The 13,267-nt window shown below is 33.5% G+C and carries 10 protein-coding genes; 6 read left to right on the top strand and 4 right to left on the bottom strand.

The window, feature by feature from the left end; genetic code table 11:
- The first annotated feature begins 142 nt into the window (after positions 1-142).
- A complete protein-coding gene (locus tag BUC31_RS06315) occupies positions 143-2,947 on the top strand; it encodes a helix-turn-helix and ligand-binding sensor domain-containing protein (protein WP_073242270.1) in 2,805 nt (934 codons plus the stop codon).
- A gap of 302 nt (positions 2,948-3,249) precedes the next feature.
- The gene (locus BUC31_RS20490; RefSeq protein WP_073242272.1) at positions 3,250-5,334 is read left to right on the top strand and encodes a family 16 glycosylhydrolase; all 2,085 of its coding nucleotides are present in this window, start codon (positions 3,250-3,252) and stop codon (positions 5,332-5,334) included.
- A gap of 577 nt (positions 5,335-5,911) precedes the next feature.
- Here BUC31_RS20490 and BUC31_RS20605 read toward each other — a convergent pair.
- Both BUC31_RS20605 and BUC31_RS06325 read right to left on the bottom strand, forming a co-directional pair.
- On the bottom strand, positions 5,912-6,043 hold the full coding sequence (locus tag BUC31_RS20605) for a hypothetical protein (protein ID WP_262987446.1): 132 nt from the start codon (positions 6,041-6,043) through the stop codon (positions 5,912-5,914).
- Between the two features lie 180 nt (positions 6,044-6,223).
- Positions 6,224-7,471: a 3-deoxy-D-manno-octulosonic acid transferase gene (locus BUC31_RS06325; protein WP_073242274.1), complete on the bottom strand. Its 1,248-nt coding sequence runs from the start codon at positions 7,469-7,471 to the stop codon at positions 6,224-6,226.
- An 89-nt stretch (positions 7,472-7,560) separates the two neighbouring features.
- Here BUC31_RS06325 and BUC31_RS06330 point away from each other — a divergent pair, with 89 nt between their 5' ends.
- The 4 genes from BUC31_RS06330 to BUC31_RS06345 all read left to right on the top strand — a co-directional run bounded on the left by BUC31_RS06330 (position 7,561) and on the right by BUC31_RS06345 (position 11,523).
- Entirely contained in the window at positions 7,561-8,715 is a 1,155-nt protein-coding gene (locus tag BUC31_RS06330) for a DegT/DnrJ/EryC1/StrS family aminotransferase (protein WP_073242276.1), read from the top strand.
- A 44-nt stretch (positions 8,716-8,759) separates the two neighbouring features.
- Positions 8,760-9,776 (top strand): UDP-glucose 4-epimerase GalE, encoded by a 1,017-nt coding sequence (galE, locus tag BUC31_RS06335; protein ID WP_073242278.1) that lies wholly within the window; start codon positions 8,760-8,762, stop codon positions 9,774-9,776.
- A 76-nt stretch (positions 9,777-9,852) separates the two neighbouring features.
- Entirely contained in the window at positions 9,853-11,124 is a 1,272-nt protein-coding gene (locus BUC31_RS06340) for a metal-dependent hydrolase family protein (RefSeq protein ID WP_073242280.1), read from the top strand.
- Positions 11,125-11,172: 48 nt separating this feature from the next.
- Positions 11,173-11,523, top strand: coding sequence for a hypothetical protein (locus BUC31_RS06345; protein ID WP_073242282.1), 351 nt, complete (start codon positions 11,173-11,175; stop codon positions 11,521-11,523).
- 10 nt (positions 11,524-11,533) lie between these two features.
- Here the strand turns inward: BUC31_RS06345 and BUC31_RS06350 are convergent, their stop codons facing one another.
- Both BUC31_RS06350 and BUC31_RS06355 read right to left on the bottom strand, forming a co-directional pair.
- A complete protein-coding gene (locus tag BUC31_RS06350; protein ID WP_073242284.1) occupies positions 11,534-12,637 on the bottom strand; it encodes an acyltransferase family protein in 1,104 nt (367 codons plus the stop codon).
- A 35-nt stretch (positions 12,638-12,672) separates the two neighbouring features.
- Positions 12,673-13,188 (bottom strand): alpha-ketoglutarate decarboxylase, encoded by a 516-nt coding sequence (locus tag BUC31_RS06355; protein ID WP_073243794.1) that lies wholly within the window; start codon positions 13,186-13,188, stop codon positions 12,673-12,675.
- Between the last annotated feature and the right edge of the window lie 79 nt (positions 13,189-13,267).

A 13,267-nucleotide genomic window follows, 5' to 3' on the forward strand; every position in this document is an offset into this window, starting at 1 on the left:
TGATAAATTATACGACAGCATTTATAATGTTTTTTAAATGCTTAGTTTATTTTGTTTCAAGCATAGTAAAACTTGAAACAAAATAATTACTCCGTATTAAATACCTTATATTTAAAACTATTAAATTTTGATGTTCGCTTAAATGATATTGAAATCTTTGTATAGTTTAATTTTTCTTTTTGCCTTGTGTGTCTTTGGTCAAGAGCTTCCACCAATTCAAAATTACACTCCTATTGAATACAATGCTGGTAACCAAAATTGGTCTATTGCCCAATCTAATGACCATACAATGTATGTTGCAAACAATAGTGGATTGTTGGAGTTTAACGGAAATGCTTGGACCTTGTACCAAATACCTTATGGCACTCCCGTAAAATCTGTTATGGTTTTAAATGGAAGAGTGTTTACAGGCAGTTATATGCAATTTGGGTATTGGACACGCAATGAGTTTGGAGTTTTGATTTATACATCCATTTCTGACCAGTTGAAAACACCGCTCATAGAAGATGAGGATTTTTGGAATATATCGCATTTCAAAGACTGGGTTTTGTTTCAATCATTAGATAGAATTTATATCTACAATATTAAAAAGTCAACATTTGAAATTTTAGATGCTAAAAATAATAGTCCTAAAATATTTGAAATAGGTAATAAAATATATTTTCAAAAGCTCGGAAAGGGCTTGTTTACATTAGAAAATGGAGAGCCTATTCTAGTATCTGATGACTTAATTCTTAAGCAAACTAATGTTGTTGGTGCATTTCTGGTAGATAATAGAATACTGATCATTACAGAACAGGCAGATTTTTTTTATCTAGAAAATAATATTCTAGTTGAATGGAAATTGCCTGTAGAGACAGATTTTTATCTGAGCAAGATTTATAGTGCTTTACGTTTAAATGATGGGTCTTATGTATTGGGTACAATCTCAAAAGGTATATTTCAATTAGATGTAAACGGTAATATCATAAGAAATATTAATCAAGAAAAAGGTCTTAACAACAATACAGTATTATCGTTATTTCAAGATATAGATAATAATCTGTGGCTTGGGTTGGATAATGGAGTTAGCGTCATCAATTTAGCCTCACCTTTTAAAGAATATATTGACCATATAGGGGCTTTAGGTGTTGTTTATACTGCTAAGAAAAAAGGCGATTTTTTATATTTAGGTACAAATCAAGGACTATTTTATAAAAAATATCAAGAGGGAAATTCTTTTAAACTCATTGAGGGTACCCAAGGTCAAGTTTGGTTGCTAAAAGAAATTAATGGTACATTATTCTGTGGTCATCACAATGGAACTTTTGTTATAACGGATGATATTGCTACGAAAATTTCAGAAGTTTCAGGTGCGTGGGATATTCAAAGTATAGAATATAAGCAAAACTTGCTTATTCAAGGTAATTATAAAGGTCTAAGTGTACTTGAGCAAGTAGATGATAAATGGCAGTACCGCAATAGTATTGATGGTTTTGATAGCTCGAGTAGATTTTTTGAGTTCGTCGGAGAAAATCATTTACTAGTAAATCATGATTATAAGGGAATTTTTGACTTGCAAATTAACCACGAATATAAGAAGGTTGTAAAACTAGACAGTAAGGAATCTAAAGGCAATGGTTCTAGCTTGGTTAGATATAAGGGCGATATTCTTTATAGGACTATTAACGGTGTTTTTAAATACAATGTAAATCAACATGAATTTTTAATAGATTCAGTTCTAACAAGCAAATTTTTTAATGCAGATGAGCGTATTATCGGCATACTTCAGTCGACTAACAATTACGAAAGGTTATGGGGCTTTACGAATTATAATATAATTACTGTTTCTAATGGGTATTTAAGTAAAGAACCACAAACGGTTAAAATTTCAATTCCAAATTTCTTTAGGCGTAGTATGGGAATCTTAGGTTTTGAATCTATCGTGCATTTAGAAAAAAATCTTTATTTGATAGGTATTTCTAACGGTTATATCACTTTGGATTTAAGTGAAGCTAAACAGCGTGATTGTCAAATAAAGATAAATTCTGTTTTTGGAAAGTCTCATGAAACTCCAAAAATTGATCTTTCTCTTCAAGACAATCAAGAATTAGAGTATTCAGAAAATAACGTAAGTTTTAATTATAATGTTACAGAGTATGATAGATATACAGAAGTGTATTATCAAAATAAATTAAACGGTTTAAATGAAGAATGGAGTACTTGGTCGCTTATGCCCAATACTTCATTTGATAATCTACCATATGGTTCTTATGAGTTTAAGGTGAGAGCTAAGGTGGGTAATAGTTTATCAATTAATACGGCTGCATATAGCTTTAAAATTCTAAGGCCTTGGTATGTGTCATACTGGGCTATTTTGTGTTATGTTATACTAGCGGTTTTATTCTCTTTGCTAATTCACAGAAATTATAAGAATTATTATAAAAAACAGCAAAGTCAACTTATAAAAGCTAATAACAAACGGTTAAAACGTAAGAAATTAAAAAACCAGAAGAAGATAGTTCAAATAAAAAATAATCAATTACAAGAACTTGTTGATAGTAAGAATAGAGAATTGGCAATCTCTACAATGAGTATTATTAAAAAGAATGAGTTTTTAAGTGCTATTAAAGATCAATTAAAAAGTAGCACAGATAACCCAAAGGTGAAAGCTGTAATCAGAACTATTGACAGGAATATTAATAATGAAGACGATTGGAAATTTTTTGAAAGTGCATTTAATAATGCAGATAAAGATTTCTTGAAAAAGGTGAAAGAAAAGCATTCTGAGTTATCTGCAAATGATTTAAGGTTGTGTGCATACTTAAGACTAAACCTGTCTTCTAAAGAAATTGCACCTCTTTTAAATATATCGGTAAGAAGTGTTGAGGTGAAACGATACCGTCTGCGTAAAAAAATGAATCTTCCGCGCGAAACTGGCTTAACTGACTATATCATCAATTTATAATCTCCACTACAAAACTTAATATTACCACAACATTACCACAACATATACTTTTTTCTAGTAGTTATCGCGTGTATTTTGTTTTGGCTTCTAATAAGGCGACTCTCTGTCTTTAGTTATTATAATCTCTATTTTTAGTAGTTTTTTTTGTGTTGTATGTTTTTTGTATGGGCAAAAATTTAGAATTTGATAATTATGTAATTTAAATTGCAGAAACGATTATTCGTATCTCAACACAACATAAGTGGTTAGAGATATGGGTAAGTTGAATTTTAAATCAAATAATTAACTCAAAAAAATTAACTATGAAAAAATTAAAGTACATCATGGTATCCTTGTTTGCAGTAATGATGAGCTGCGATGGAGATGACATTGATATTCCAGAATCGGTTACGCCTTCTAATCTTACAGTTAGTGCTCAAAATATGGGTGAAGGTGTCTTTGACTTTACTGCATCTGCAGCCAATGCCAATTATTATCATTATGATTTTGGTGATGGTACCACTGCTTTGGAAACTTCAGGTGTAACTTCTAAAACGTACGAAGAAATAGGTGAGAATATATATACGGTAACTATAACTGCGGGTTCTACAGAGGGTAAAAAGATTTCTGAGACTATAGATGTTTCTGTTTCATTAGCGTTTACCGACACTGAAACGGTGACTTTTTTAACGAATGACAGCTCAAAAACATGGTTTTTGGCAGCATCTCAACAGGGTCACTTAGGACTAGGACCTGCAAGGGAAGGAATAGATGGAGATTGGTGGTACCCTAAATGGTTTTCTGCTTCTGCATTTGAAAAATGTGGAACGGAAGATTCTGATTGTCTGTGTGATGATGAGCTTACTTTTTCAGTAAATGAAAATGGAGGTTTAGTTTACACTTTAGATAATAAGGGTCAAACTTATTTTAACGTTGGTCATAAAGCTGTTGTAGGTGGTGGAGAAGATATTGACTTTTGTTATGATTTTGATACTTCGGGTGAAAAGATTGTTCAGCTTTCTGAGGTAGAAGGAAACGTTCCAGATGCTGAGACTACAGGAATTCAAATGACTTTCTCTGATGGCGGTTTTATGGGTTATTATGTTGGGTCTTCGGTTTATGAAATACTTTCTATTAGTGATGATTTCTTATATGTAAGAACGTACGATACTGAGAATGCAGATTTAGCTTGGTACCATAAATTTACTTCAGATGTTGCTGTTGATGGTGGTGAAGAAAGTCTTGAGACCATTTATACCAATTTAGTTTGGTCAGATGAGTTTGATGTTGATGGTGCACCAAATGCTGCTAATTGGGGTTATGACCTTGGCGCAGGTGGCTGGGGTAATGGTGAGGCTCAAACTTATACAGATGCAGCTGAAAACGTAAAAGTTGAAGACGGTGTTTTAAAAATCACTGCTATAGCTGGTGAGGGCGAAGCAGCTGTTCACTATTTTGACGAAATTACTTTGAGTGATGGAAGTGGCGGTACGCAAACTTTAGAAGATTTTGAAGGTGCAGCTCCTGTTTTTACTGGATTTGGCGGTGTTGGAACTGCGGTAATTGCAAATCCGGATCCTACGGGAGAGAATACTAGTGCTAATGTGGCAGAATCTACTAAAACTTTAGGTGCTGAAACATGGGCAGGTTCTTTCTTTGATTTATCTGCACCGGTTGATCTTGTTGCTTACCCTAGTATTAGTTTAAAAACATGGTCGCCTGCTACTGGAGCCAATATAATTTTGAAACTTGAAAATCAAGCTAATGCTGATGAGAATGTTGAGGTAAGTGTTAATTCAACTGTTGCTAATGCTTGGGAAACACTAAACTTTGATTTCACTGGTGTTCCAGTTGGTACTTATGACCGAGTTGTGTTGTTTTTTGATTTTGGTGTTTCTCCTTCTGGCGGAATTACTTCAGGTCGTATTAAATCTGAAAACTTATACGAGTTTACTTATGGTAGAGTTGAGATAAGAGCTAAGCTTCCATCTGCCGGTGGTACTTGGCCAGCGTTATGGGCTTTAGGTGCTAATTTTGATGAAGTTGGTTGGCCTACAGCTGGAGAGATAGATATTATGGAACATGTTGGCAATAATAACAATACCATTAGTAGTGCATTACATTATCCTGGTAATTCTGCAGGTAATGCTATAGTAGGATCTACACCAGTTGAAAATGCAACTTCTGAGTTTCATAATTATACTGTAGAGTGGACACCTGATAGCATTAAGTTTGTTGTAGATGATCAGTTGGTTCATAATAGTTTTGTGAACAATGCTACAACACCTTTTAATGCTGATTTCTTTTTAATTATGAATGTTGCTATGGGCGGTACACTTGGTGGTACTATCGATGCAGAATTTATAGAAGATACAATGGAGGTTGATTATGTGAGAGTGTATCAATAATAGAAGATTACTTTAAACTTTTAAAGGCTGTTGAAAATATTTTTGACAGCCTTTTTTATTTAATGTTTTAAATGTAATGTATGTTATTCCTTCATCTTAAATTACTCTGACACAAATGAAGTGGTCATTTATTAATGAAATACTAAAATGAAAAATGCCCCTTTTTAAAGGGGCATTTTTTTAAAGTAATTTTTTTTCAATAAGGGTTTTGGTGTTAAAAGATTAGACAATCCCCAAAAGGGCTAAAAAAGCTCCAACAACAACAACTGCTAAAAATGCATGCATTGCAATTACGAGCACGGATAGATAAGTTTCTACTCCGGTTTTAAATGATAAATTGTTCATAACATTACCTACTTTAAAGTTACGTTACTAAAGTTAGTTGAATTAAGCAACAATTCCATATAAAATGTTGTAAAACTCTCAGAATTAGCTGTATAATCCTACTTTTTAGTGGTTTGGGGTTTTTGAAATGTGCATTTCAACCTTGAAAAAGGTATCTTGTCGATATCCGAAATACAACACGCTATAAACTTTCACTACTATTGTAAATATGTCGGTAATGTTATAGTAGCATCTATTTAATTAGATTCAACCAATCTGCAATACCTGCCAAGGGTACTGATAAAAGTATTATCACCAAGCAGGTAACCATTAATTTAAGAATTCCATTGAGTATTTTAACTCCTGAAGTTAGTTCTTGTTCCATAATCATTGTTCTATTGTTCTGTAGTCAATATGGTAGATCTAACCTAAAGTGCTGTTAAATAGGATGGTAAAATCGATTAACGTATAGAAAGTATCTGTGTAAAGTATGTTTTCTATACAATAACTAGTAGTTATGAAAATGGTTTATTAAATAATATAGGGGTAGTTAATTGATAATTATTCAATTATTTAAGGTTAAAATTGCATTTAATTCAGAAATAATACGCTTGGTTGCACCTGCTTTTTCATTGATGTAGTCTGTGTTGATTCGCCCGATTTTTGAACTGTAGTCTTCACTATCAAAGTACTTGTCTACAAGTTCTTGAAAATCAATGTTGTTTTTAATAGAAATGACTCCGCCTAATTGTACCAATTCTTCTGCCTCGGCAAATCCATCATACTGTGGACCTATAATAACCGGTATACCGAATACGGCTGGTTCTAATGTATTGTGTAATCCTGTAACAAAACCGCCACCTACATATGCGATATCTGCATAGCTGTAAATTTTGGTTAAAAGACCAATGGTGTCAATGATTAAGACTTCACAATCTTCTAGACTGCTATGTTCTAAATCTGTATAACGAACTACCTTTTTATTTATAGATTGAATTATTTCTTGAATATGATGTTCTTTAATAGTGTGTGGTGCTATAACAAACTTAATAGGGTGTATGTTGTTATTTATGTAGTCTATGATAATTTTTTCGTCTTCTGTCCACGTGCTTCCAGCAACAAAGCAAAATTGATCTTTCTTAAAACGTTTCATGAAATCTAATTCGTTGTCTCGTTCTACTATTTCACTTACTCTATCAAAACGAGTATCTCCGGCAATGGTTACATTAGTATATCCAACGGAATTTAATAATGATTTTGATTTTTCGTTTTGTACAAAAAAGTGAGAGAAGTTATTTAATGCGCTATGCATAAAACCACCATACCACTTAAAATAAATCTGATTTTCTTTAAATAATGCTGAAATTAAAAATGTTGGCGTATCAGCTTTTTTTAAAGCATTTAAGTAGTTGGGCCATATTTCATATTTAATAAAAATGGCTTTATCGGGATGTGTAGCCGTCAAAAAGGAATTTACTTTGCTCTTTGTATCCATAGGAAGGTAGCAAATCACATCAGCTATTTTGCTATTCTTTTTTACTTCGTATCCTGAAGGGGAAAAAAAAGTAAGTACTATTTTATGTGTAGGATGATGAATTTTTAATTGTTCAATAACAGGCAATCCTTGCTCGTATTCTCCTAAAGATGCTGCATGAATCCAAATAACTTTGTCTTCTTCTGAGATAGATTCATTAATTAAAGAAATTGTTTCTTTTCTCCCATTTACAAACAACGATAGTTTAGGATTCATCAACGCCAATACCTTTAAAATGGCAGATGCACTTATGATAAGAAGATTATAGAGAAAGTTCAAACAGATGCTTTTGGGCTAAATTACGTTTCTTCCATAAATTTAGTGTCGTCTGTTTCGTATTTTTGTATCACTTCATGTAATTACAACAGATGAAAAAGATACAAATGGTAGACCTAGGTGGTCAATACCAAGAAATTAAAGATCAAGTAAATACTTCTATAACTCAAATTTTAGAAACTTCGGCATTTATAAACGGACCAGAGGTTCATGCATTTCAGAAGGAGCTAGAAGATTACCTTCAGGTTAAGCATGTTATACCATGTGCCAATGGTACTGACGCTTTGCAGATTGCAATGATGGGGTTAGGTTTGAAACCTGGCGATGAGGTTATTACAGCAGATTTTACTTTTGCAGCCACAGTTGAGGTCATTGCATTGTTACAGCTGACTCCGGTTTTGGTAGATGTTTATCCAGATACGTTCAATATTGATATAGAAGCTATAGAAAAAGCAATAACACCAAAAACGAAAGCTATAGTTCCCGTTCATCTTTTTGGTCAATGTGCTAATATGGATGCTATACTTGAATTGGCTAAGAAACACGATTTGTTTGTCATTGAAGATAATGCTCAGGCTATTGGAGCAAAATACCTTTCAAAAGATGGTACAAAGCATATGGCTGGTAGTATGGGGCATGTAGGTGCTACTTCATTCTTTCCTTCTAAAAACTTAGGTTGTTATGGTGATGGTGGTGCAATTTTTACTAATGATGATGAATTAGCGCATACTTTGCGTGGTATTGTTAACCATGGTATGTACGAACGTTACCACCATGATGTAGTTGGTGTAAATTCAAGATTAGATTCTATACAGGCTGCCGTTTTAAGAGCAAAACTGCCTAAGTTAGATGGGTATTGCGATGCAAGAAGAAATGCAGCTCGTGCATATTCAAAAGCATTTGAAGGTCAAGAGCATATTATTACTCCGGTAACGGTAAATAATTGCGAGGGCATTTGCGATGTGTGCGATTGTCACGTTTTTCATCAATACACTTTGAGAATTACAAATGGTAAAAGAGATGAACTAGGACAATTTTTAGCAAAAAATGAAGTTCCATTTGGTGTCTATTACCCAATTCCGTTACATAAGCAGAAAGCTTATCTAGATAATCGTTATAAAGAAGAAGATTTTCCTGTAACGAATCAATTGGTGACAGAAGTATTGTCTTTACCGATGCACACAGAATTAGATGAAGAACAGATTAACTATATAACGGAGTTAATTATCGGGTTTGTTAACGGGTAGTGGTGTATTTTTTTAAATTTGAGAACGTTCAAATAGCATTATAAATGAAAGTATTAGTAACAGGTGGATTAGGTTTTATAGGGTCTCATACAGTAGTGGAGCTTCAAAACAAAGGTTTTGAAGTGGTCATAATAGATGATTGCTCTAACTCTGATGAAAATGTACTTGATGGTATTAAAGCTATCACAGGTAAAAAGCCGCTTTATGAAAAGTTAGATTTAAAAGAAAAACATAAGGTTGAAGACTTTTTTCAACGCTATCAAGATGTTGCTGGTGTTATACATTTCGCAGCATCTAAAGCTGTAGGTGAAAGTGTTGAGAAGCCGTTGCTTTATTATGAGAACAATATTGGTACGCTAGTTTATATATTAAAGGAACTATGTAAAAAGAATAAGGCTAGTTTTATATTTAGCTCGTCTTGTACGGTTTATGGACAGGCAGATAAAATGCCTATTACAGAAGATGCACCTGTTAAAGTTGCAGAATCGCCATATGGCAATACCAAGCAAATGGGTGAAGAGATAATTGCAGATACTTGTAAAGTAACGCCTGGTTTAAATGCAATTGCATTACGTTATTTCAACCCGATGGGAGCACACCCAAGTGGAGAGATTGGTGAGTTGCCAATAGGTGTTCCGCAAAACTTGGTGCCATTTATTACGCAAACTGGTATTGGATTAAGGGATCAGTTATCTGTTTTTGGTGATGATTATCCTACGCCAGATGGTACATGTATAAGAGATTATATTTATGTAGTAGATTTGGCTAAAGCCCATGTGGTTGCCTTAGAGCGTTTGCTGAACGGGAAAAATGAATCTAATTTTGAGGTTTTTAATGTAGGTACCGGTACTGGTAGCTCTGTACTAGAGGCTATAAAAAGTTTTGAAAAAGTATCTGGTCGAAAATTGAATTATAAAATAGTTGATAGAAGACCTGGTGATATCACTAGTGCTTACGCAGATACAACAAAGGCAAATAAAGTATTAGGCTGGAAAGCTGAATATACTTTAGAAGAAGCCATGAATTACGCGTGGATCTGGGAACAGAAAATACGTGACTGATTTTTTCGGGTTTTACAATATAAATAAGGGGAAATATGGCTATATTTCCCCTTATTTAATTTAAAGACCACCTCTTATGAAAAAATCATTATTCCTTTTAGTTTTACTGGTATTTACAGGCGCAACTGCCCAAGACACTTATCTTCAGTGCGGTAAAATTGTAGATGTTGAATCGGGTAAAATAATGTCGGAGAAAACGATTGTTATTTCAGAAAATAAGATTAAGGAAATTAAGAATGGCTTTATAGTAGGTAGTGATACTGATCAAGTAATAGATTTAAAATCTAAGACTGTATTGCCTGGTTTTATAGATATGCATGTTCATATTGAAAGCGAATCTAGTCCGTCAAGATATTTAGAGGCTTTTACCATGAATGAAGCTGATGTTGCTTTTGAATCTACAGTTTATGCTAAAAGAACATTAATGGCTGGCTTTACAACGGTACGTGATTTAGGAGGATCAGGAGTGAATATAGCCTTAAAGAAAGCTATTAATAAAGGAACGGTTGTTGGTCCTAGAATTTTTACTGCCGGTAAGGCACTTGCTTCTACTGGTGGTCATGCCGATCCTACTAATGGAAGAAGCAATGAGTTAATGGGTGATCCAGGACCAAAAGAAGGTGTTGTTAATTCTCCTGAGGATGGTAGAAAGGCCGTTCGTCAACGTTATAAAGATGGAGCGGATGTTATTAAGATAACAGCTACTGGCGGAGTGTTAAGTGTAGCTAAAAGTGGTCAAAACCCTCAGTTTACTATTGAAGAAATAAAGGCGATTACAGAAACGGCTAATGATTATGGTATGCTAACCGCAGCTCATGCACATGGTGATGAAGGTATGCAAAGAGCAATTTTAGGAGGAATAAAGACTATTGAACATGGTACATTAATGTCTGAAGAAACAATGGACTTAATGATAAAACACAAAACGTTTATGGTACCCACTATATCTGCAGGTCAAGAAGCAGCTAGATTGGCGAAAATACCTAACTACTTACCACCAGTCGTAGCTAAAAAAGCTTTGGAGATCGGACCTAAATTAAATGCAACTTTTGCAAAGGCGTACAAAAAAGGTGTGAGTATTGCTTTTGGTACAGACTCTGGGGTATCTCCTCATGGAGATAATGCGAAGGAGTTTGTATATATGCACAAAGCAGGTATGCCTATTATAGAGGCTTTGCGTTCGGCTACAATTACCAATGCGATGCTTTTAGGTGAAAAGGAATTAGGTCAAATTAAAGAAGGCTACATAGCTGATATTGTTGCTGTAAATGAAAATCCTTTAGATAATGTAGAAACATTAACAGATGTAATTTTTGTTATGAAAGAGGGTATAGTGTATAAGCAATAGTATCTCAAATTACTTTCTGTTTGATGGAGTAAAGAATGTAAATGTTACATGAAGTTAAATGTTGATAATAGTGAGCAGTTAATGCAGGTTGCTATTGGTGATTCTCTTTTTGATAAATTGAAGCATCAGGTGGACAAGGATTTTGTTCTTGCCAATATTCCCATGCAAATACCTGAAACAATAGGTCATTCTGAATTTATAACGCTTATTCGTGAGAAGGTATACTATTTAATGATGGAGCATTTTGCTGAATATCTTAACTTAATGTATATTATAGATATTCCAGAAAGTGCATTTCATAATATTAAAATCACCGATACTGTTGATGTAGCAGATCAGGTTACATTATTGATTTTAAAGCGGGAGTATAAAAAGGTGTGGTATCGCAATCGATATTAATAATGTTCTTTTATACTTTTATGTATACTCCTCTTTTATCCATAATATAACCAACAAGCCAGCAGGTAAACATAATCCATAAGGCAAACAACAGTGATCCAAAATAATCACCAGCTGTTGCAATGAAAATGTTGTCTGCAATCCAATTATAAGCGTTTGTGCCTTTCATAGATAACTCTGCTAAACTGATAATGAATAGTTCTGATAATAAGTAAATGAATAGCGTGTTTCTGCCAAATACTTCAAAGAAATAAGTCCATTTACCCGGTTTAGACATATCTAATAGATAAACTAATACAGCTATAACAAATATGTCAATTCCACTAGTTAATAAAACAAACGAACTAGACCATAGTTTTTTGTTAAATGGGAAGATTAAATCCCAAGCAAATCCTGCTATAACAAGAATACCTGCAGCCATAATAAGTTTTGCAATGGTTTCAAAATTCTGCCCATTCTTTTGAATGAATTTACCTGTAAAATAGCCTGCAATTACATTTACAATTGAAGGTAATGTACTTAGTAGTCCTTCAGGATCAAAAGCAACGCCACCATTACCATGGTACATATGGTTTGCGCCAATAAGAAATTTGTCAAGTTTTAATACAGCATTGCCTGTTAAGGTTAAGTCGCCGAATACCAATAATATAATATGATACCCTATTAAAGCCAAAGCGCTAAAAATTAGAACAGATTTTGTTTTAAAATAATGAAGTAGAATAGACGCAAATAAATAGCATAATGCAATTCGCTGTAATACTCCGAAAATTCGGGTTTCGGCAATAGGTTTTAAGCCACCATCTTCAAAAAATGGAAACCAATACATTAAAAAACCTAGTAAAAAAATGATAGAAAAGCGTTTAAATATCTTTTTTAAAAACGCACCACTACCTTCAGCTTCGTATTTTTTCATACTAAAACTCATGGCATTACCAACAACGAACAAAAAAGTGGGGAAGACTAAATCGGTAAGTGTAAATCCGTTCCAGACGGCATGTTTCAGAATTCCAAAACTGGTATCTCCATTTCCGGGGGAGTTAACAATAATCATCAGGGCAACATCCATTCCCCTAAAGACATCTAGAGAAAGATATCGATTTTTAAGTTTACTCATTGTGGTTGGTTTGGTATAATGAAAGGTAGTGAATTTTAGAAATAAACACGTACAAACGGCATTAGTGCATTGCCATAAATACTTTTGTTATCATCGTATAGTAAATCGTACCGAAGACCAACTGTTACATTTCTTGTACTATAACCGGCACCTATAAAGAATGCAGGTAACCAATAATTGTCTTCTACTTCAATTGTTTGGGTGGCAATTGTTCTATTAATTCTTAATTGTTCAAATTCGGCTGACATTTGAATTTGTGGTATGGGGTTGAAAAGAGAAAGAATACTACCGCCATAAGCCAAAAATTTGTCGTCATCAAACTTCGCATAATTGAAGCTTAAACTTGCACCAGATGCAAATTGTTCATTGAATTGATAAATAGCACTTGGCGAAATTGAACCATTGAAGCCATTATTTGTGAATCCTAAGCCAATACTTCCACCAAATCTTACGTTATCCAAAAAAGCAGAAGTATTATTTGAAGATTGAGCAAGTGAGAAAGTGATATTAAATGTTGCTAACCCTATTAAAAATATTTTTTTTAAGCTCATATGGTAATTTTGTTTTAAAGTTTCATTTTTTTCAATAATACATGGCATTCTATCGTTAGATATTGTAAATGTTGTATTT

The sequence above is a fragment of the Maribacter aquivivus genome (genome assembly GCF_900142175.1).
GTDB classification, from domain to species: Bacteria; Bacteroidota; Bacteroidia; order Flavobacteriales; family Flavobacteriaceae; genus Maribacter; species Maribacter aquivivus.

What these genes read in the sequence shown, in the direction of transcription:
- BUC31_RS06315 (WP_073242270.1), top strand. Translation starts at nt 143, where the DNA reads ATGATATTGAAATCTTTGTATAGTTTAATTTTTCTTTTTGCCTTGTGT.
- BUC31_RS06355 (WP_073243794.1), bottom strand. Translation starts at nt 13,188, where the DNA reads ATGAGCTTAAAAAAAATATTTTTAATAGGGTTAGCAACATTTAATATC.
- galE (WP_073242278.1), top strand. Translation starts at nt 8,760, where the DNA reads ATGAAAGTATTAGTAACAGGTGGATTAGGTTTTATAGGGTCTCATACA.
- BUC31_RS20490 (WP_073242272.1), top strand. Translation starts at nt 3,250, where the DNA reads ATGAAAAAATTAAAGTACATCATGGTATCCTTGTTTGCAGTAATGATG.
- BUC31_RS06345 (WP_073242282.1), top strand. Translation starts at nt 11,173, where the DNA reads ATGAAGTTAAATGTTGATAATAGTGAGCAGTTAATGCAGGTTGCTATT.
- BUC31_RS20605 (WP_262987446.1), bottom strand. Translation starts at nt 6,043, where the DNA reads ATGGAACAAGAACTAACTTCAGGAGTTAAAATACTCAATGGAATTCTT.
- BUC31_RS06350 (WP_073242284.1), bottom strand. Translation starts at nt 12,637, where the DNA reads ATGAGTAAACTTAAAAATCGATATCTTTCTCTAGATGTCTTTAGGGGA.
- BUC31_RS06330 (WP_073242276.1), top strand. Translation starts at nt 7,561, where the DNA reads ATGAAAAAGATACAAATGGTAGACCTAGGTGGTCAATACCAAGAAATT.
- BUC31_RS06340 (WP_073242280.1), top strand. Translation starts at nt 9,853, where the DNA reads ATGAAAAAATCATTATTCCTTTTAGTTTTACTGGTATTTACAGGCGCA.